Genomic DNA, 23524 nt, shown 5'->3' with positions numbered 1-23524 from the left:
CGTATTCCAACGAATGACTGAACAAATAAAGGCTCGTGAGGAAAAATTAAAACAGCAGGTTGAACAACTCAGAATTGAGATCGAGATCAACCAACGTCTCAACGCTGAAAATAGCTCCATGGCAGCAGGTATCTGAGATTACCAAAACCGATTCTTTCCAGCAATTGAAACAGAAAGTCAAACAGCTTAGAAAGTAGGGCTGTTTGATTAGACCTCTTGCACGAACCAAGAAAACAGAGCAAGTTTATTTCCACGCATTTTGTGGTTTACTGTTCATTGGGGTGTGACAGTTCTGGGTGCGGAAGGTAGGTTGCAATAGTGCTTCACTAATGCGATTTATATTGCGAATACAAAGCTTTCAGAATGTGGGTAAAATAGTACTTCTCTACTATGAAATGGCGATTGCATTGTGCCAGTTGCGTAAGTCCTGTATTTTTTGTAAGTCCCTTACGCCAAGCTGTACTAGCAATTTGGGTTAATACTTTCGCAACAACATAGCCTCTCAATATCGGCCCCTATTAACCTGATTTTAGCCAATATTTTCATACTTACTAGGCTACTTCAGTCTACAAATACCTGATTTTTCCCTATTGCACTATTCAGAAATTAATAGGAACCTAAATTACATAAATAACACGATGTGGGACTTAATATTCTGTAACAAGTTTGTCAAACTTTTATAGGCTCACGATTATGGCGATTACAGCTATTTTCAGGTAAATAGACCACGCGGTGGGGGCACAGCACTGCTGTGCCCCTACGACAGATGTGGTTCAAATACATGATTTCTGCTGTAAGCCAGAAACAATATGAGCTAAAATCTTGCGATTGAGACGACTGGTAAGATGCCACATATCTCTAGTGGTCTGTCAAATTCATTTTAACGGTTAAAGAGACGCGATAAATCGCCGTCTCTACAGGAAATTTATCCATCAATTATTTATTGACAGAGTACTAGTGGTCTGTCCCATAAGTTATGAAGGGTTCGTAGTGAGCGCTTTCTTCGTCAAATCAAGGACTAAAGTCCTTACTACGAACTTTTATAACCCTTTAGAATTAATGGGACAGACTACTAGCAGGAATCTTCTCTATATGAAATCTATCAACAAGTTGACTAATAACTGTTTCAATTTGGTGACGAAAACGTTGCATTAACCGAACTAAAGATTGGTGACGATCAAACACGGAGACCTATGGCTAAAATTGTATCTGTTCACTCGTTTCGGGGTGGAACTGGCAAATCAAATACAACTAGCAACTTAGCTACAACGATTGCCCTAGCAGGCAATCGAGTGGGTATTGTTGATACTGACATTCAGTCACCAGGGGTGCATGCCCTTTTTGGCTTGGATGAGGAAAAGATAGACTACGCCCTGAATGACTACTTGTGGGGTAACTGCGCGATCAAGGAGGCTGCTTACGATGTCAGCCAAATTCTACAGGTAGAACAAGGTCAAGCAGCTGCACCCAACAGCGCTCTTTACCTAGTTCCTTCCAGCATTAAGGCGACTGAAATCGCCCAAATCTTAAATGAAGGGTATGACGTTGAGCTACTCAATGATGGCTTCCAGGATCTGATCCATAGCTTGAAGCTGGACTACCTATTCATTGACACTCATCCCGGCATCAATGAAGAGACTCTCCTCTCAATTGCTATGTCTGAGATACTGGTGCTAATCCTGCGTCCAGATACTCAAGATTACCAGGGTACGGCTGTGGCTATTGACATCGCTCGTGAACTTGAGGTTCCTAATATGCTGTTAGTGGTTAATAAAGTCCTAACGAAATTTGATTTTGAAGCTCTACGGCAAAAAATACAAAAAGCCTACAACGTACCAGTTGCTGGTGTCTTCCCCCTGTGCGAAGAGATGGTTGAACTCGCTAGTAGCGATATTTTTTGCCTGCGATACCCAAACCATCCTTGGACTCAAGAGATCAATAAGGTTGCGGGGCAAATTCTCAGCTAAAGCACAAAGCACAAGTGTTATGCATCTGTTAATTTCTCAAGCCTTTAATAAAGAGGATAAATGCGTTTAATTAATGGGACAGACCACTAGTGGTCTGTCCCATTAATTTTGACGGTTAAAGAGACGCGATAAATCGCCGTCTCTACAGGAAATTTATCCATCAATTATTTATCGTAAATAAAAGGGTTTAAGACCCCAACCATTACACGTAGCGCGGAGTCGGAGCCACTCCGCCTCCGGTCAGTTTCAGTCGGGGTTTAAATCCCCGTCGGAAAATGTCTTTAATTACGAATTACGAATTACGAATTACGAATTATTTAATGACAGACTACTAGTTAGGAGTGCGAAACTCTAAACCCTTACGGCAATTAAGGCAACAGAAGTGCAGAGGAGCACAGGAGCTGGGCTTTTGGGCTTTCTGCATAGATTCGGGAATTAAAACTAATTAGCCGGACTTGATATCAGACATGACTTTGAGGAATTAAATATTCACGGTTATAGTAATGACAATCATTATGAGGGGGAAGTTAGAGGCAGCCGACGGCTACCAGATTTGATAATATTGACGCAAGAATTATTAGAAGCGATCGCAAGCGAACGAGCTACAATAACTCCAGATATGCTCATAACTAACACGTTTCATAACCCTTATATAGCAAGGCTTTGAGCCAAACAAAAAAATGTATTTGTTTCATTCGTTGCTAGCGGCGAAAAACGCGGCTAATCGGGCGCTCACAATTGAATCAACCTGGAGTCACTAAAGCTGAGGCACTTCGTTAAGCTCAGTTGCTCCTGTTGCGATCGCCAAATTATCGTTATCCTTACTACTGGGCACCATTTGTTTTAGTAGGTAATTGGTTGTAGCCCTGGGTTGTAGCCCAATACGCTTGGGTTAAGGCTAAAACTCTTTGTCAAAGTCAACTTTTTTAACGAACCGCAGAGGCGCAGAGGAAACAGAGAGAAGAGAAAAAATGCTTAACCCAACCGTATTGGGTTCTAGCCAGCAATTAGTATACTATTTTTTCGGAATTGAGCATTAGTAATGAGTATCACTTAATTAAAGATAGACTTACCAAAAGATAACCCATGTTAAATAATCAGCAGTTGATTGGTCTAATGACGATCGGGTTGTTTGTGATGGGGATGCAACCAACAATTGCTCAATCAACTGCAAATATTCCAACGCCGACTAACCTCTCAAAACTCCAACGGATAATATTCAAACCACCATCAAATGAGGGTAAGCCAAAATCTACATCATCAGCAGGGTCTCGTAGTAATTGGCAATGTCCTCAAGATGCAACATCAACGGCCACTTCATCTAACCAGACCCCGATGATGTCCCTTGTCCCCCCTGACAGCAACTATGGGTTGACTACAGCAGAACATCCAACATTTTTAGTCTATCTGCCGCAAACATCTGCCAAGCAACTAGTCTTAAGCTTGATCACAGAAAACAATCAGCTTTATTCCCAAACCTTCATTCCCATTAAAGGTGAACCTGGTATTATTAGCATCAAGTCAGCAGATAGCTCACTCCCTCTGGAAGTAGGCAAAAATTATCAGTGGGCTTTAGTGTTGATCTGTGGGGAAAAACCTAGCCCTAACGATCCAGTAATCACCTCGTGGGTACGCCGTGTGCCTTTACCCCAACTCCAGAGTCAACAAAGGACAACTTTAGAACAGGCAGATATTTACAGTGAACAAGGGATTTGGTACAATGCCGTCACTATCTTAGCTCAAATCAGAAATGCTCAACCTAATAATCAACTCATAGCAAATATCTGGACTGACTTTCTTAAATCTGTAGGGCTAGAAGCGATCGCTACTCAACCGCTTCGATTGTAGAAGTAGACATCCCCAGAAATTAAATGTGCGTCACCCAGAATCCTTGTAGAGACGTAGCACTGCTACGTCTCTACATTTTTTTCACTCCTATGTCTAGTGGCTAACTGTTTTTCTCGTAACTGCTGATCAATAAAAGCCTGATTATCCTGGCTTTCTGACTGCTTAAGGTATTCAATAGCAATTGCTCCAGCAAGGGGATGGTCTTGGCACATTTCTAAAAGCAGTGCCAAAGTATGATGGAATTGAAGTCTTTCGAGTTGCTTGTGAGTAACCAACTCGAAGGCGACTGCTGACCCCAAAAGCACTAGCAGTGAGGGAATGATCGGTAACCACCAGCCCAAGCAAAAGGCTAAAAAGCCAATCCCCAAAAGCCCAGCACCAGTAAGGATTATACTGGCAGCGATCGCCATTGAATACCTCAACTGTCGGCTTACTAATGCTCCTAATCCCGCCCAAACTAAAATCCACAGCCATTCTATGGGTTTTTGCCAAACCCGAAGCAAAGGTCTGCCATCAACAACAGCACTAATTATTTGACTGATTATATTGGCATGAATAGTGACCCCAGTCATCGGCTGCGAAGAATTAAATAGACCACGGTTATAGGGCGTATAAAATACATCTTTAATGCTGGCAGCAGTAGTGCCAATCAAAACTAGGCGATCGCGTAAACTATCAGGGGGAATGCGCTTTTCCAAGATATCCCTGAAAGAGAAAGTAGCAAAATTTTCCTGATTCCCTCTAAAGTTCAGCAAAATCTGATAACCTCCAGAATCTGCACGGACATAGCCTCCATCATTGCCCGCAAACCTTTCAAACACTGCTTTCCCCCAACGCAACCTTTGATGTTGGCGATCGCTGTCAACCAATTCTATGGTTATTCCTTCGGACTCTAAATAGTGCTGCGCCAGTTTCATTGCCAAACTGTAGCGTGTTTCATTTTGCGACAGGATTAATAATAATGCACGACGCACCTTGCCATCTGCATCCACCACCTGATCGGCAAAGCCGACTCTTTCCGGGTTGAGACTGGGAGGAGGCGCAATAATGGGATTTACAACTTTTTCAATTCCATATAAGCTAGGAGTTGATTGGAAGATGTTAACTAAGTCCTGATGCCCAGGTTCTACAGGCAAATCTCGATAAATATCTAAACCAATAGCTCTAGGTTTTTGGGCTTTAATATTGGCAATTGCCTTAGCTAAAATTTGATCAGGAATAGGCCACTTTCCTACCTTTTTTATATCTTCTTCATCAATAGTAACAATCGCTATCCGCTTCTCTGGTGACTCTAGCCACAGCCGCCAGCCAAAAAACTGGTCAAGCAGATTCCACTCGCCACCCTCTAAGAGTCCACCAAAGCGCAGCAGCAAAATAGGTGCAGTCACACATATCGCAATCCGTGGGATCCAAAATAAGCCAATTCGCCGTTGCGAAACTTCTGGCTTGGCTTTTTGTCTAGCTTGTGCCAAAAGTTTATTAGCTTGTGCTAGTACTTGCAGTGACATTTGGGCTTGGCGTTTGGCTAATTCCTGACTAGCGGCTAAAAATTGATAATCTAAATCGCCAAGACTTTTACCTAATGCCCAAGCTAAGGTATCCTGTAAAACTTGTCCTCGCAATAGATAAGATTCATCTTGGCAACCTGATGCTGACCAGGCTGCGATCGCTTCTGCATAGGGTCGCAACTCTGCTAATTTACGCTCAACCCAACTGTGGTTGAATACAGCTTCGTAAATGCGATTATATACCTTCAGCTTGCCTTGTTCCTCAACTACTAACCCTGAAAGTCGTAATTCGATTTGTTCAGGAGTACCATCAGCAGAAATTTCTCCAAGACGTAAAATTTGCTGGTATAACTCTAATAATCTACCTGTACGTTTTTCATTTCTGTACAAGATGCGATCGCCAATCGTCCTCAAATGCTCAGGTTCATCTTGAGATTTCCAATTCTCAACAATATGCGACCTTACTACTTGCTCAACCGATGAAAATCTTTGAGCATTTGACTCCAAAACTATAAATTGACACAGCTTTTGCGTCAGAAACGGTTGCCCACCTGTCCATTCTAATATGTGCATGAGAACTTCTTCGGGGTTACTCACTCTCTGGTTCAAACCATCCATTAATGGTTGTACTTCATCAGGCTGAAATCCTTGCAATTCAATCGCCTTGCCAATATTGAATGGTGTCTGGGTCTTATCTTGAATCAGTTCGTTAGGATTTGCAACCCCCAATAGTGCAAAAGTCAAACGCCTATATTCATAATTAACTTCGCGTTGCTCAAAGAAGAATCTAATTAAAGCAAAAAAATCATCTAATGAGAAATTCTGACTCAAAACGCGATCAATTTCATCAATGAAAATAACTATATTTTCTTTGACTTCTACTAACAGTACTTCTTCAATAAACTTGCTCAAACACTGCACTGGTGAAAGCAAATCTCGCCGCTCACGCCACCAACTCCGCCATTGAATTTTGGAGTGCAGTTGACAACTACTCACCAAAGATTGGACAATCCCTGCATACCACTTTTCTGGAGTTACATCCTGTGTTCCCATTCCTGTCAAGTCAATAAACGCACAGATTATTCCTTCTGCTTGTAGCCTTTGCATCATCTGCACTCGCAAGCTGGACTTACCCATCTGCCGCGAGTTCAGCACATAACAAAACTGACCCAACTTTAAGCGCTCATAAAATTCTGTATCAGCATATCGTTTCACATAGCTAGGAGCGCTACTCTCAAGACTTCCTCCTATTTGATATTCAAAGTTTGACTTCGCTCCTGTCATCAAGGCTGTCCTTTACATTTTCCAACATATTTGGTTTTAATTTTATATACAGTCATATCAATAATTTATGCCTCTCTCCTTAAAGAATAGAGGAATGGAAGTGAGGTCAAAATTGTATTTCACGCTTACCGATAACCGCTATATTCTCTAACACTCCTAGACAAGAATTATAGTATTTTCATTCATTAACTGACTTTACCTGACTTTTACCTATTTTTTATTTTTGAGTATTCCTAATTAATTAATAAACATCTGACTTTATCCTCTTGTATGATTCACAACATAGCATAAAGATACTGGTATGGGTTGAAGAGAACTTACGCGTACCATTAACTACTACCAAAGGAGTATAAAATGTCTTTTCCAAGCTTAAAAAAATTTCTTTTATTTGCTTTTTGTATAAATACTAACATTGTATTACATGACTCCATGTCTCCTGAAAATCGTTTTTCAGAAGAGAATAAGTACGCATCTATTGGTGCATCTCACGTAGTGCAATGATCATAAGTTTTTTAATCGAGCATTGTTATCACCATGTACGGAACAAAAAAGTTAGCTCTCAACAAGTTTAGCCTTTTGCAAAAATGGACTAATTTTGGTAAATTTCCCCGCCAAGTTGCTGATGTCAACGGTGATGGACGAACTGATATTGTTGGTTTTGGCTGTGATGCTGTTTATGTATCTTTGGGTAAAAATAATGGAACTTTTAGTCATGCTTTTATAGCCAGAAAGGATAATTTTACTGCCAAGAAAGGAGGATGGACTAGCTTTAACAAATATCCCCGTCAACTCGCTGATGTCAATGGTGATGGTCGCGCAGATATTGTCGGTTTTGCAACTAATGCTGTTTATGTATCTTTAGGTCAAAGCAATGGAACTTTTGGTCAAGCTTTTACAGGCATAAATGATAATTTTACTGTTAATAAAGGACGATGGACTAGCTTTGACAAATATCCGCGTCAACTGGCCGATGTCAATGGTGATGGTCGTGCAGATATTGTTGGCTTTGGATATGATAATGTCTCTGTCTCTCTTGGTCAAAGCAATGGAACTTTTGGCTCGACATCTGTAGCGAAAAATGATGATTTTACTGTTAATAAAGGAGGATGGACTAGCTTTGACAAGTATCCGCGTCAACTCGCTGATGTGAATGGTGATGGTCGTGCAGACATTGTTGGCTTTGGATATGATAATGTCTCTGTCGCTCTTGGTCAAAGCAATGGAACTTTTGGCTCGACATCTGTAGCGAAAAATGATGATTTTACTGTTAATAAAGGAGGATGGAATAGTTTTGACAAGTATCCGCGTCAACTCGCTGATGTGAATGGTGATGGTCGTGCAGACATTGTTGGCTTTGGATATGATAATGTTTCTGTCGCTCTTGGTCAAAGCAATGGAACTTTTGGCTCGACATCTGTAGCGAAAAATGATGATTTTACTGTTAATAAAGGAGGATGGAATAGTTTTGACCAAAAGCCACGCCAGCTTGGTGATGTGAATGGTGATGGCAAAGCTGATATTATTGGTTTTGCTCAAGATGGAACTTATGTAGCTTTAGCTAATAATCAGACAACATCACCTCCAATGAATAATCAGTATATTGTAGCTGGTTACTTACCTTCCTGGGGTATTAGTAGTACCACTAATCCTGCAACTATTCCGGTTAATAAGCTGACACATTTGTTCTATGCCTTTGCAGATGTCGATACACAAGGTAACGTTAAACTGAGTGAAGATGGTCAGGATGGTGACATCAATGTACTAAAATCTCTCCAAGCTCAAAATCCCAAGCTCAAAATCCTTGTTTCTATCGGTGGTGCAGGAGAAAATGATTTTTCCTCAGCAGCTTCTACAGCACAATCTAGGATATTCTTCGCCCAGTCTGCCATCAATTTTATGAAAAGTAATGGTTTCGATGGCATCGATATTAATTGGGAATTTCCTAAGAAAGAGGAGAATAGTAATTACACTCAATTGCTCGGTGAGCTACGTCAACAACTCAATAACGCATCTACTACAGATGGAAAAAAATATCTCTTGACTACCGCCCTTTCTGCTTCTCCCTATCAATTGTCTCCATCAGATTACGCTGATGCTCCTTACGATTTAAACTCAACTGTTTTGAAAACGACTTCTGAATATGTTGACTTTATCAACGTAATGACCTATGACTACCACGGTAGTTGGGAAAACACAACCAATCATCAAGCTCCTTTGTATAAAAGTAGCAGCGATCAATCATATAACAGCGACAAACTCAACGCTGACTGGTCAGTTAAAAAGTATTTGAGTGCTGGTGTTGAAGCTAAGGATATTGTCTTAGGAGTTCCTCTTTATAGTCCCACTTGGACGGGAGTGAAACCTGGTTCTAACAATGATGGATTGTTTCAGAGTGCTACCCCAGTTAATGATCCACTTTTGTATAGAGATCTCCATGATCAAGTTGGGACAAATGGATATAAATATTACTGGGATGATAGTGCCAAAGTTCCCTATATTTATAATTCTGAAAAACAAGAGTTTAGTACCTACGAAGATAAACAATCAGTCCTCGGAAAAGTTAATTATGTTGAAGAACAAGGTCTAGGTGGAGTATTTTTCTGGCAACTATTGGGCGACTTGCCAATTACTCATTCTGATTCATTAGTTAATGTTGCTGCTGCTAATTTGTTGTAGAATTTCTTATGAACCCAAGTTGCGGGTTAGGGACTTTCAATAAATGAAAGGGAACTCTTAAAATAATTCGTAATTCGTAATTCGTAAATTTTGTTTTGTAATGGGGATTTAAACCCCGATACAAAACTTATCGGTTACAGAACCGGGGGACTTAAACCCGCGGAACTTGTTAACAGGGAAATAAGCCACCCACTAGGGGTAGGGTTTCAAACTCGAAGATCCCCCCTAACCCAATACGGTTCACAAAAGGGCTGAAACTCTTTTTTTTTTACGAACCACAGAGGCGCAGAGAACACAGAGAGAAGAGAGAAAGAGAAGGAGGAAATGCTTAACCGAAGTGTATTGCCCCCTTCCCGCATCGGGAAGGGGGTTAGGTTTTTGGTAGACTTTTCCACATAACGTGAAAAGTCAGGTATGTTAATAAAGTCCACTATGTTCGAGATGTTATATCATGTCCGCTTACACACCCATAATAAAACTCACGCAAAGACGCTAAGGCGCAAAGGCTCTAAGATTATTTTATTATGGTTACACTCCCGGACATGATATTACTCAACAAGGAGAGGATCCATCTAGAATGTTTAAACCTCAATTCCAAAGCCTGAAACACTTGCCGCATATATAATTTAGCTTTTTCTGTCTAGCTCTAACCCTCTAATTTTGGCAAAGGTATTGTTGAACTAGAAGATTTAATGCTGAAATTTGCATAAAACATGAGTCAACCTCTGAATATTAATCAAATCATAAATTCCTGATCTCATTCTTAGAGCGTTGCTGCGATACATGGGTTTTATCATGGAGATCTACTAATTTGTCAACTTTAAATTGATGAGTAAGCAAGTTCCTAGTTAGGACTTTAGTCCTTATTTGTTAAGCACGTTTTGCGCTTACTACAAACCTTCAAAATTAGCTTGGCAAAGTACTACTTAACTAACGATGAAATCCCGATTTTTATGTAAACCACAAGCACAGTCTATTGTCATAAGTTTGCTAAGTTTCAGCTTGATGGTTGCTATTGAATTAAATCTGAAAGCCGAGTGGAGTTTTTCAAAGTGGATCAAAATAATTCTTTGGGAAAAAAAATAACTTATATGGACGCTCAAAGTCAAGAGCAATTGCATAGTCAACTGCAACGAGTTCCAATTGCCATTATAGGTATGTCTGCTTTATTTCCCAAAGCTAAAAACTTGCAGGAATATTGGGATAACATTATTGGCAAAGTCGATTGTATTACTGATATTCCTACTTCTCGCTGGAATATAGACGACTACTACGACCCAGATCCCACATCTCCTGATAAAACCTACTGTAAGCGGGGTGGATTCATCCCAGACATGGATTTTAATCCTCTGGAGTTTGGGCTGCCTCCAAATATTTTGGAAGTAACTGATATTGCCCAGTTATTATCATTAGTTGTGGCGAAAGCTGCGATGGAAGATGCCGGTTACGGGGAGTCGAAAAACTTTAGTAGCGATATCCACGATCAGCTTCGCCAACGCACCGGCGTAGTCTTGGGTGTGATTGGGGGATGTATGCAATTAATCGTCCCTTTGACTACTCGATTGCAATATCCTGTTTGGGAAAAAGTTCTCAAAAGCAGTGGAATGTCCGATCAAGATACCCAGAAAGTCATCGAGAAAATGAAGCTGGCTTATGTAGGTTGGGAAGAAAATTCCTTTCCAGGTTGGCTCGCCAATGTAGTTTCTGGACGGATTGCCAACCGTCTAGATTTAGGAGGAATGAACTGCATAGTAGATGCAGCCTGTGCCAGTTCCCTAACCGCCCTGAAGATGTCCATCAGCGAGTTAACTGAGCGTCGATGTGACATGATGATCACCGGTGGGGTAGAGACTGATAACTCTATTTTCAACTATATGTGTTTTAGCAAAACACCAGCCTCATCTAAAAAAGATTATTTGAATCCTTTCGATGCCGAGTCGGATGGGATGATGGTTGGTGAAGGTATTGGGATGTTGGTGCTGAAACGCCTTGAAGATGCAGAGCGAGACGGCGATCGCATTTATGCAGTCATCAAAGGTATGGGTACTGGTAGTGATGGGAAATATAAAAGCATCTACGCCCCTCGTCCAGAAGGGCAAACCAGGACATTACAACGTGCATATGAAGATGCAGGTTTTTCTCCCACGAGTATTGGCCTGATCGAAGCGCATGGTACGGGAACCCCAGTTGGTGACTTATGCGAGTTTACAGCCTTAAATAAAATTTTCAGTGAGAACAACCTTCAAAAAGAGCATATTGCACTAGGGAGTGTCAAATCTCAGATTGGACATACTAAAGCTGCTGCGGGTTCTGCGAGTCTGATTAAAGCGGCGCTGGCTCTCTATCATAAAGTACTACCGCCCACTATTAACATTACTAATCCGAATCCTAAGTTTGGAATCGAAAACTCTCCATTTTACCTAAATACAGAGGTTAGACCCTGGTTCCAACTAGATGCAGACACACCCAGACGAGCCGGAGTGAGTTCATTTGGTTTTGGTGGCACCAATTATCATGTAGTCCTAGAAGAATATAACAGCGAACAAAACTTTGCTCATCGTTTGCACAACGCTCCCCAGTCAGTTCTACTTTGGGCTGATACTCCAGAGCAGTTGTTGGCTAAATGTGAGGATGCAAAGTCACAGTTAGAATCCGCCACTGACAATCAATACTATCAAGAACTAATTAACCTCTGTAAGTTTTCAGATATCCCTTTGGCGACAGCAAGAGTGGGGTTTGTAGCTTTATCCCAACTAGAAGCTAGTGAATTACTACAGATTGCGATTAAGCAGCTCCAAAAACAACCGCAAGCAGAAACTTGGGAACATCCTCGTGGGGTCTACTACCGCAAGGTAGGTATGTCTCTGGAAGGTAAAGTGGTGGCTATGTTTCCAGGACAAGGGTCTCAATATTTAAATATGGGTAGTAAATTAGCCATTAACTTCCCTGCTCTGCGCCAAGCCTACAAATCTCTGGATGACCTCTTTGTTCAAAATGGTTTACAACCAGTTTCTCAAGTTGTTTTCCCTCACCCGACATTTGACAGTAATCAAAAAGCTAGCCAGATTGAAGCTTTGCAACGGACTGAAAATGCTCAACCTGCGATCGGCGCTTTTAGTGTGGGTTTATATAAAATCCTCCAACAGGCCGGATTCAAAGCAGATTTTGTCATGGGGCATAGCTTTGGAGAATTAACGGCTCTCTGGGCTGCTGGGGTTTTGAGTGATCCAGATTACTTCTACCTAGTTAAAGCTAGAGGTCAAGCAATGAGTACCCCAAAAAATGATCCTGATTGTGATGCTGGAAGTATGCTGGCTGTAAATGGAGAGATTCGGCAAATTCCAGAAATAATCAAGGGTTTATCTCATCTTAATGTTGCCAACTTCAATTCTCCAAATCAGGTTGTGCTATCAGGGGCAAAGCCAGAAATTACTACTATCCAACAAATTCTGAGCAAACGCGGTTATTCTGTGACTCCACTACCCGTATCAGCCGCATTTCACACCCGTTTCGTCAGTCATGCTTGCCAACCCTTTGCCGAAGCCATTCAGGCCATCGCCTTCCACAGCCCAAAAATTCCCGTCTATTCCAATACCAGTGGCAAAGCTTACTCAACCGAGCCTGAGAGCATTCAAAAAACCCTTCAAGGGCATCTTCTTCAGTCAGTACTGTTTGAACAAGAAATAGAGAATCTCTATGCTGCTGGTGGTTATTGCTTCGTGGAAATTGGCCCCAGACAAATCCTTACCAATTTTGTGAAAGCTACCCTTGGCGATCGCCCTCATCTAGCGATCGCCCTAAATCCCAGTCGGGAAAAAGATAGCGATCTCCAAATGCGGCAGGCAGTTATACAACTACGTGTAGCTGGTTTATTTTTACAAAATCTTGATCCTTATCAGTTTGAGCCTCTATCTTCTGAAGTTGCAAAAAATAATCGGCTGAATATAACTCTTAAGGGTTGTAACTATGTCAGTGAGAAAACAAAAGCTGCTTTTGAAAAAGCTTTGCAAGATGGTCACAAGATACAGCCAGAGATAGTCAATCAACCGGAAACAGCTACTAAATTAGTTTCACCGACAGCCACAACTGGCAACACAAATGTAAATTTTCTAGAACCTCCAAATGTTCCCATCAATGTTACGCTACCAGAACCAATTGCCAACGCAGATGTTTCTTTCCTAGAACCTATAACTGTTAATACAGATGTGACTCCAACCGAATTTATGTCTGTGCCATCTGCACATAGTTTAATAGACACTGCTAATACTTCAGATTTGTCCTTTATTATTCCTTACATTGAGTCCAAAGAGATGATGCAACCTATTTCCCAATCCGCTCATAATACCTTTCCTGTTGTAGGTACTTATTTAGAAAAGATTTTGCTCCAGTTTTATAACCATCAGTCAGAAATTCTGCGGGTGCATGATCAATATCTCAAGAGTCAAGCACAATCCTCTCAATGCTTTTTCCAACTGATGCAGGAACAATATCGTGTGCTATTAGGAAGTACTAATACCAACCATCAGTGCATGAGTTCAACTGCTGAAAAGACATTAACTGCTGAACTACAGGCTACCTCTGTTGTTACTCAAGCACCAACATTAGAAACTCAACAACAGATTCCGGCAAATACTTTGGCATTTACTACGCCAGTTGTCCAGCCAGAAATTACTTCTGTTGCTCAGACACCTATACTAGAAACTCCTGTCAATACTTTGGTATCTACCACACCAGTTACCCAAACACCAACTAATTCAGTCAATCATCTAACTACTGCATTACCCACTAGACAAGAAAATTCATCTATAGAAGCAGAGCCTAACTATAATGCTTCTATAACCGAGTCTTTGTTGAGTGTGATCAGTGATAAAACAGGTTATCCAACAGAGATGTTAGAGACGGAAATGCACTTAGAAGCAGATTTGGGAATTGACTCAATTAAAAGGGCCGAAATTATCGGTGCAATGCAGGATTTATTCCCTAATTTGCCCAAGTTGAGTCCAGAGGAATTAGGAGAACAGCGAACAATTGGCAAGATTAGTGCCTACTTGGGGACAAAGATCGCAGAGGCTAAAAAAAAATGCCTCAGCTTGGTCTGATAACCAGGAACTTCAAATAAATCACCATATTCGGCGCTGTTTGGTCAAACTCATACCTCTACCTATACCTGATTTCTGGCAATTTCCCCTACCAGAGTTTCATACTTGTCTGCTCACAGATGACGGTTCCCTCACCACCAATAGATTAGCTAAACTATTGAGTGAGGGAGGTTGGCGAGTAGTTGTTCTTAGCTTTCCTAAATCTATTGTGATGGAGCGCCCACCTCTACCGCAAGGAGTGAATCGCATCGTACTTGCGGATTTTAGTGAGCAACACCTGCAACAGCAACTGGCAATCATCTTAGAGACTTATGGTTTGATTGGAGCTTTCATCCATCTAGATCCTGAACATCAGCTATGTGATTCCAAATCTCAAAAGTCCATCCTCAAGAGTGTATTTCTTTTAGCAAAGCACTTAAAGCGATCGCTCAATCAAGTAGCACAAACAGGACGTAGTTGTTTCATAACTGTTGCTCGTCTTGATGGTGAGTTTGGACTAGGGGCAACAATTGACTTCAGCGCCACTAGTGGTGGTCTGTTCGGTCTTACAAAAACTCTCAATCTGGAGTGGGAAGGAGTGTTTTGCCGAGCAATCGACCTGAGTCCCAAATTAAATGCAGAAGCTTCAGCAAACTTGATCATGGCTGAACTGCACGATCCTAATTCCCTAATTTTGGAAGTTGCATATAACTCCCAGCGAAGAGTAACTCTAGCATCCGAAACAGCATCTATTCCTTAGTACAGATGCAGCATAAAATCGTGGCGAATTGAGGGTTGAAATTTAAACGCATAGGCGCCTCGCCTTCCCGCAGGGTAGGAGCGCAAAGGGAAGCGCATAGGCGCTTCGCCTTCCCGCAGGGTAGGTTCGCAGAGAATTCGCTACGAATTTATGAAATATTGTACTTAGATCGGTTTTGATTAAAAGCTGGGTTTCTTGAAGGTTATACATAACACATAACAAAGGTTAAACCACAAAAACCGACTTTTTTAAACTCATTTTAATCCCTGTGTTGGCGCACTAAAAATAAGTAAAATGAACAAAAACACCAAAATTGATTCATCATCCGTTATTCTTGTTAGCGGTGGAGGAAAAGGGGTTACAGCACAATGCACTATCAAATTAGCAAAGCAATATCAGTGTAAATTTATCTTGCTTGGTCGTTCTCAACTTGCTAAAACTGAACCACAATGGGCTAAAGACTGTTATCATGAAGCTGAAATAAAAAAGCGGATTATGCAGGATTTAATTGCCCAAGGCGATAAACCTACACCTGTAAAAGTCCAAAAAGCATTTAATTATTTATCAGCCCAGCGAGAAATTACCACAACACTCTCCACGATTCAGCAAGCTGGAGGACAAGCAGAATACCTCAGTGTAGATATTACCAATTGTTCTGCTTTACAGGCAGGGTTAGCACCAATTGTTCAGCGACTAGGGCAAATTACAGGAATTATTCATGGGGCTGGTAACTTAGCAGATAAGCTAATTGAAAACAAAACAGAGCAGGATTTTGAAACTGTTTATACTGCTAAAGTTGAAGGTTTAGAAAGCTTAATTAACTCTGTAGAACCCAATGAATTAAATTTTATCGTCCTCTTTTCCTCCTTTGTGGCTTTTTATGGTAATCCAGGTCAATCGGATTATGCACTAGCCAACGAAATACTCAATAAAACAGCCTATTTACTCCAACGTAAATATCCTTTTTGTCGCGTAGTTTCTATCGGTTGGGGCCCTTGGGATGGCGGTATGGTTACACCACAATTAAAGAAGTTCTTCGAGCAGTTAAATATGGAACTAATCCCGATGGAAGTTGGGAGCCAGATGTTAGTTAATGAACTGAAGTCTTCTAATCATGGAACTGCACAAACTTTGGTAATCAGCAGCCCAATTGTAGCCCGAAAAAAACAGCTAAATTCTGAATTACAGTCATTTCGTATTCGCCGTCAATTAACATTAGCAGCCAACCCATTTGTCTACGACCACGTAATTGGCGGTAATCCAGTATTGCCAGCGATGTGCAGCATAGCATGGATTGCCAATACTTGTGAGCAACTTTATCCAGCTTACAAATTTTTTAATTGTAACAGTTACAAAGTTCTTAAGGGAATTATTTTCGATGCAACTATTGCAAAAGAATATTTTTTGGATTTAAAGGAAATTAATAAATCTGATTCTGGAGAAATGAATTTTGAAGCGTTGCTGTGGAGCGAAAGTAACAAAGGTATACCTCATTATCATTACAGTACTCAAATAAAGCTGGTACAAGAAATTCTTCCAGTGATTACTTATAAAGCATTTAGTAAAAATCAAGACCCAGAGGTATTCAGTCTTTTACCTTATGAAAATGGAATATTATTTCACAGACCACTTTTTCAGGGTTTGAAACGGATTCTGAATATTACTCCGGAGAAACTGACTGCTCAATGTTTGTTAGACAAAATTGAAAGAGAAAAACAAGGACAATTTACCTTACAAACATTCAATCCCTACACAGCTGATATTTTATTTCAGTGCCTATTAGTTTGGGTTAGACACTTTTATGATTTAGCCAGCTTACCCTTGCAGGTACAAAATCTCAAACAGTTCAGACCGATTCCATTTGAGCAAGAATTTTATGTTTCTGTAGAAGTTTACTCAAAAAGTGAAAGTAATGTGTATGCTAGTGCCACAGCACACGATGCTCAAGGGCAAATATACATCCAGATTTCCCAAATGCAAGTTACCACAAGTGAGCGGCTTAACCTTCTTTTCTTAAACAATTCTTGCTTAGAAATAGAGAACTCAACAGTTGTTATTTAATAACATTTAGTTATATAAGGAAATACAAATGACAGGAAAACTGGCAATTGTAGGCATGGATGCTTTTTTTGGTACAAGCTATGGATTGGATAACTTTGAGCGTAGTATTTACGAAGCAACTCAACATTTCATTCCTATTCCTTCTACAAGATATCAAGGCACACAGGAAAATCAACCAACATTGGAAGGACAGGATTCTCAAAATGATCAAGTATCGCTGGGAGCTTACATTCAAGATTTTGAAATCGATGCCTTTCATTTCAAAATTCCACCCAATGACTTAGATAAATATGACCCTGAGCAGTTATTAATGCTGAAGGTTATTGATAATGCTCTGAGGAATGCAAATTTAGACCAAAAGCAAAAAAAAGTGGCTATTGTTAGTGCCATTAGAGAAAAGCAGAATAGCGAATGTGATCCGAAAATTGATGCATTTAACCAAGCTGCTCAGGTTAGAGAGCATGAAAATAATCCTAGTGAAAAAACAAATACTGTTTTTCAAAAAATATCTGCTTTATGGAATATTTGCGGCCCGATCTTTACTGTAAATGTTGAGGAGAATTCCATTTTTGAAGCGCTAGAGACAGCAAAAATGCTGCTCACCGTTGGGACAGTAGATGCTGTTGTTGTAAGTGCAGTATATTTGGCTGGACTGGACTGCGATCGCACCACTAGCACAAATACTGGTAAACTCACCCTCAGTTATGATTGTAATGCCAATGGCTCGATAGTAGGTGAAGGGGGCGGGGCGATGGTTTTAAAGCGGTATGAACAAGCTCGCCACGATCAAGACCGCATCTATGCAGTGATTGACGCGGTTAGTTTTATACATAAAAGTTCTGCTAACCCAGAGAAATCAGTCAGACAAACCTGCCAAAAGGCTTTTGAGAAAGCAGGAGTGAGTCCCAGAGACATCGGCTATGTCGAAGTTTTTGCTAGTGGGGTTGAACAGCAAGATGAGGCTGAAATCCAGGGTTTAATCGAAGCCTATCGAGTTCCTAACTCTGAATTTATCTGTGCAATTGGCAGTGTCAAAACCAATATCGGATATACGCATATTGCATCTGGAATTGACAGCTTAATTAAAACTGCTCTGTGTCTTTACAACCGCTATATTCCGGCAACACCGCAGTGGTCTAGCCCGAAAAAGCCAGAAATTTGGCAGAACAGTCCTTTTTACGTCCCTACTGAGTCTAGACCTTGGCTTTTGAGTACAGGACTAACGAAAAGAGTAGCGGCTATTAACAGCCTAGCTAATAACTGTACGTTCGCTCATTTAATATTGTCAGAAGACACCAGTCAGCAAGACCGCAGCAACAGATATTTGGAACAAAGCCCTTTTTATCTTTTTCCAATTGCTGCTAACGACGAATCGGCTTTACTTGAGAAACTTGATGCATTAGAGCAATCGGTTAAAAATAGCTCCTCTTTGTCTACCACTGCTAGCCAAACTTTTGCTGCTTTTCAAAGTGATTCCCAGGCTACCTATGCATTGGCAATTGTTGGACATAATCAAGACGAATTACTTCGGGAAATCCAGCGCGGGCGTAAGGGTATTTCTAATGCCTTTGCTCAAGGGAAAGAGTGGAAAAGCCCGTCAGGTAGCTATTTCACTGGTAAACCTCTAGGTAAACAAGGTACTATCGCCTTTGTTTATCCAGGTGCTTTGAATTCCTTTGTTGGCATGGGTCGAAAACTTTTCCACTTATTTCCTAAAATTCATGACCGTGCCTCCAAATTTGTTTCTAATCCCAGCTTATTTTTTCGAGACAAAGAACTTTATCCAAGAAGTTTAAATAAGTTATCAAAAAGGCAATTAGAAGACTTAGAAGCAAAGTTGCTCAATGATCCTCTAGCAATGCAAGTTACTGGAACAGGTTTTTCGGTATTGTTAACACACATATTAAGAGATTATTTTCAAGTGGAACCTCAAGCCGCATTTGGATACAGTATGGGCGAAAGCACCATGCTGTACGCTCTGAATGTTTGGACTAGCGGTGAAGATGTTAGCAACTTTGTCCATTCATCTGAATTATTTAAAACACGCTTAGTCGGCGCTAAAAATACAGTTCGGGATTATTGGGATTTACCGTATAATCCCAATAATGAGGGCGAAACTGTGTGGCATAGCTATGTTCTCATGGCTCCAGTATCCGCAGTGAGTTCTTGCTTAGAAAAAGAAAACCGGGTCTATTTGACAAACATCAACACGCCGACAGAAGTTGTCATTACTGGAGAACCCCAAGCCTGTCTCAGAGTGATTGCAGCTTTGAATTGTGAAGCTTTCCGTTCACCTGCTGATATGGTACTTCATTGCGATCTGATGCTTTCTGAATACGATGATCTGATTAAACTTAATACCTCACCCGTTCAAAATGTATCCGGAATTAATTTCTATTCATCAGCTAATTACAACTTAATTCCCCTTGATCAAGAGTCCCTAGCTCACAACATTAGTCGAGGATTTTGTCAGTGTGTTGATTTTCCTCAACTGATTAACCGAGTCTATGAAGATGGAGCTAAGATATTCATTGAAATAGGCCCTGGTAATACTTGTTCCCGATGGATTGCTGACAACCTCAAACAGAAAGAACACACTACTGTATCCATCAATCGCAGAGGATGTGATGATTTGACTGCCATTGTCAAAGCCTTGGCACAACTTCTCAGCCATCGTGTGTCTGTAGATTTATCACCACTATATTCTTCGGTACAAGAAAGCAGCAATAAAAATAAATCTTTACTGAAGACTATTACCTTAGAGCGTTATCCACTTGTTCCTACAACTAGTGAAAATTTAAATATAGTCAACTTTTCAGCAAGTAATTTACAACCGCAACACAAAGAACTAAGTTTAGTTGGATCTGAAAAACTACAAGCCACCATGAGGATTGCTAACAATGCCTACATAGCAAATAATTCGTCGGAAATAGCGGTAACTGTCGATAAACAGCACGATTTTTCCGATGGGGATAGCTCTAAAAATTATCTTAGCTGTCAGCCGAAAAACGTTGTTTACGATGAAGTGGATGTTTTGGAATTTGCTAAAGGTAAAGTTTCAAAAGTATTGGGTAAGGATTTTGAAGTTATCGACCCCTATTTGAGACGAGTACGGCTACCAAATCCTCCTTATCTCTTTGTCAGTCGCGTCACAAAAATTGCAGGTGAACGAGGTGAATATAATACAGGTTTCATCGAAACCGAATATGATTTTCCTCAAGATGCTTGGTATTCAGTTGATGGCCATATTCCCCTAGGAATATATGAAGAGTCAGCACAGGGTTTTTTACTTTTACTTGGCTACCTTGGGACTGACTTCGAGAATCAAGGACAACGGTCATTTCGCTTACTAGACTTAACTGCTACATTTATCTGCGAGCAACCCGAAGAAATTAAAACCGTTCGTTACACTGTCAAAATCAATTCTTTTGTCAGAACTAATTACAATTTGATCGTATTTTTTACTTGTGAGTGTTTTCTTAACGACAAACTGTTTATGAAAGTATCTGGGGGCTGCGCCGGACTATTTTCAGATGAGGAACTAGAGCAAGGACAAGGTATTATTGTTTCGGCGCGTGACGAGAAACTAAAAAGCCAAATTCAGAAGCAGAATTTTCCGGCTATGCTATTTTGTGAAAAATCTACTTTTGAATGGAAAGACCTGCTTTATTTGAGCCAAGGTAATATTGCTGCTTGCTTTGGCGATCGCTATGAGCAAAATGGCTTGAATCCATCCCTACGCTTACCCCCACAAAAGCTGTTAATGATTGATCAAGTGCTATCTGTTGATCCGAAAGGGGGAGCAGCAGGATTAGGTTTAGTTACGGCTCAAAAATCTGTAGAACCAGATGATTGGTATTTTCTCTGTCACTTTCAAAATGACCCGACTATGCCCGGTAGTCTCATGGTTGAAGGTAGTTCTCAGTTATTACAATTTTATCTCCTCTTCTTGGGACTGCAAACTAGTACTGTCGATGGCAGATTCCAAATCGTGCCTCAGCGTCCCCAAATAGTACGTTTTCGTGGACAAGTCACTCCAACTTCAGGCATCTTGAGCTATCGACTTGAAGTTCTTGAAATTGCCTCATCTCCAAAGCCTTTTATTATAGCCAATGTCGATGTTTTCTTTGGTGGTAAAACAATTGCTTACGTCAAAAATTTGGGCTGGCAATTAACTGAAAGATATCAAGATTCATGATGATAAGTAAGTCGGCGCAATTAAAGCTAACTGGCTAAGGCTGTCATTTGTCCTTTGTCATTGGTCATTAGTAAAAATTTTAAGCCTATTTATGTCAATACGGTTCAGTTAGCATCAAAAATCTTGTATTGCGTAGTTGAGGAACGAAACCCAACCGAAGAGCGGGGTTTGTTGGGTTTCACTAAAGTTCAACCCAACCTACAATTATCCTTAACCCAAGCGTATTGCTATTTATGTTTCGTAACATAGGTTGATTTTTTCGTGCTAACTTACTTAATTCCAAATTAAAAATAAATGGAGATTTTTCAAGATGTTAGAAAATGGCAAAAAACCTCAAGATGCTGATACAATTCTCTTAGCTGAAAACCGCAAAATTACAAGCAATTTTAATAGTACAAATAAAGCTTTAAAAGGAGATTTAGATTTAATTTCTTTTGACGAAATAGAAATCAAGAATCGGTTGCTGAATTTACATCAACCTTGTTATGTCCTCAGAGACCAGGGTCGGATTGGTATGGCCAACCAAAGTAATTTGTACTTCCCTGACAACAGTCGAAGTAAATTGTTAGAGACTTTGATGGTTGCTCCAGCGCTACCGCCTCAACAGTTAGGCGATCGCAGCTTCCTAGATTTTCATGGGGTAAAATATGCCTATGCTGCTGGTGCTATGGCAGGTGGCATTGCTTCAGCAGAATTAGTAATTGCTCTGGGAAAAGCAGGTATGTTGGCTAGCTTTGGTGCGGCTGGTTTAGTTCCTTCCCGAATTGAAGCAGCTATTCACCAAATTCACCAAGCTATGCCTCAAGGGCCTTACGCATTTAACCTAATTCATAGTCCGAGTGAAGAGGCATTGGAACGTAAGGCCATTGATTTGTACCTCAAACACGGTGTTCGGACTGTAGAAGCTTCTGCCTTTCTCGGTTTAACGCCTCATATCGTCTATTATCGGGCTGCGGGATTGAATCTCAATGCACTCGGTCAAATTGAGATAAATAACAAAGTCATTGCCAAGATTTCTCGCTCAGAAGTTGCAACAAAATTTTTACAGCCAGCGCCGACAAAAATTCTCAAGCAGCTTGTTGAACAACAACTGATTACAGAGTTACAAGCGACGCTGGCAGAAAAAGTGCCAATGGCTGATGATATTACCGTAGAAGCAGATTCGGGTGGACATACAGATAATCGTCCCCTTGTCTGTCTTTTACCCTCAATCTTAGCTCTCCGGGACGAGATGCAGCGCCAGTATCGCTACGACAGACAGGTAAGGATCGGTGCTGCGGGAGGTATTGGCACACCTGAGTCAGCACTAGCCGCCTTCATGATGGGGGCGAGTTATGTAGTAACGGGGTCGATTAATCAATCCTGTGTTGAAGCTGGTACTTCTGTTCATACAAAAAATTTGCTAGCTAAAGCTGCTATGGCAGATGTAATTATGGCTCCTTGTGCCGATATGTTTGAAATGGGGGTAAAGGTACAACTGCTCAAACTTGGTAACTTTTTCCCCATGCGGGCGCAGAAATTGTATGACCTTTACAAAAATTACAACTCAATTGACGAAATTCCACTTGAGGAAAGACACAAATTAGAACAGCAAGTATTTGGTAGAAACTTAGAAGCAATTTGGGAAGATACAGTTAAATTTTTCTCGGAACGAGATCCAGAGCAAATTACTAGAGCCAATGATAATCCCAAACGGAAAATGGCTCTCATTTTTCGCTGGTATCTAGGATTATCCTCTCGCTGGTCTTCCTCTGGTGAAAAAGGCCGAGAAATGGATTATCAAATTTGGTGCGGCCCTGCGATCGGTGCTTTTAATGAATGGGTAAAAGGGTCTTACCTAGCTGAACCGAATGGGCGGCGTGTAGTTGATGTTGCCTACCATATTATGAATGGAGCAGCCTACTTGTACCGATTACAAAGCTTGAAATTTCAGGGATTGCAACTACCAGACAACTACCGTTACTATCGTCCAATGCCTTTAATTTCTTAGATTTTCTTAAAATATTGCATAATTTCTGGATTTAGAGATGAAAAGTCTTAGAGGTTAGTAGTTTTGCTTGAGAACATAACCCAAAAATTCCGGGTTCAGTCTCATAAGATGCTAAAAAATTCTACCTGAAGTCCTGAAGCACGGCAATTTATTG

At 40.7% G+C, this 23524-nt stretch carries 9 protein-coding genes; 8 read left to right on the top strand and 1 reads right to left on the bottom strand.

Going from position 1 to position 23524, the window contains the following annotated elements:
* Window positions 1-1193: 1193 nt before the first annotated feature.
* Window positions 1194-1967: a MinD/ParA family protein gene (locus LC605_RS11695; protein WP_229547708.1), complete on the top strand. Its 774-nt coding sequence runs from the start codon at window positions 1194-1196 to the stop codon at window positions 1965-1967.
* 1086 nt (window positions 1968-3053) lie between these two features.
* Window positions 3054-3815: a DUF928 domain-containing protein gene (locus tag LC605_RS11690; RefSeq protein ID WP_229547707.1), complete on the top strand. Its 762-nt coding sequence runs from the start codon at window positions 3054-3056 to the stop codon at window positions 3813-3815.
* Between the two features lie 62 nt (window positions 3816-3877).
* On the opposite strand, the gene LC605_RS11685 is transcribed toward LC605_RS11690, so the two are convergent.
* Window positions 3878-6607, bottom strand: coding sequence for a CHASE2 domain-containing protein (locus LC605_RS11685; RefSeq protein WP_229547706.1), 2730 nt, complete (start codon window positions 6605-6607; stop codon window positions 3878-3880).
* Between the two features lie 534 nt (window positions 6608-7141).
* Here LC605_RS11685 and LC605_RS11680 point away from each other — a divergent pair.
* The 6 genes from LC605_RS11680 to LC605_RS11655 all read left to right on the top strand — a co-directional run bounded on the left by LC605_RS11680 (window position 7142) and on the right by LC605_RS11655 (window position 23370).
* Window positions 7142-9283: a glycosyl hydrolase family 18 protein gene (locus LC605_RS11680; RefSeq protein WP_229547705.1), complete on the top strand. Its 2142-nt coding sequence runs from the start codon at window positions 7142-7144 to the stop codon at window positions 9281-9283.
* Window positions 9284-10335: 1052 nt separating this feature from the next.
* Entirely contained in the window at window positions 10336-14382 is a 4047-nt protein-coding gene (locus tag LC605_RS11675; RefSeq protein WP_229547704.1) for a type I polyketide synthase, read from the top strand.
* Window positions 14312-15121 carry a hypothetical protein gene (locus tag LC605_RS11670; protein ID WP_229547703.1) on the top strand — a complete coding sequence of 270 codons (810 nt, stop codon included), beginning with the start codon at window positions 14312-14314 and terminating at the stop codon, window positions 15119-15121. The genes LC605_RS11675 and LC605_RS11670 overlap by 71 nt, the downstream gene beginning before the upstream one ends.
* Before the next feature lie 294 nt (window positions 15122-15415).
* Entirely contained in the window at window positions 15416-17182 is a 1767-nt protein-coding gene (locus LC605_RS11665) for an SDR family NAD(P)-dependent oxidoreductase (protein WP_229547702.1), read from the top strand.
* 28 nt (window positions 17183-17210) lie between these two features.
* Window positions 17211-21380 carry a PfaB family protein gene (locus LC605_RS11660; RefSeq protein ID WP_229547701.1) on the top strand — a complete coding sequence of 1390 codons (4170 nt, stop codon included), beginning with the start codon at window positions 17211-17213 and terminating at the stop codon, window positions 21378-21380.
* A gap of 310 nt (window positions 21381-21690) precedes the next feature.
* A complete protein-coding gene (locus LC605_RS11655; protein WP_229547700.1) occupies window positions 21691-23370 on the top strand; it encodes a PfaD family polyunsaturated fatty acid/polyketide biosynthesis protein in 1680 nt (559 codons plus the stop codon).
* Window positions 23371-23524: the final 154 nt, after the last annotated feature.

This window comes from Nostoc sp. CHAB 5836 (assembly GCF_020829445.1).
Taxonomy (GTDB): Bacteria; Cyanobacteriota; Cyanobacteriia; order Cyanobacteriales; family Nostocaceae; genus Nostoc.
The sequence above is the reverse complement of the archived record's forward strand: the minus strand, read 5'-3'. Positions and strand labels throughout refer to the sequence as shown.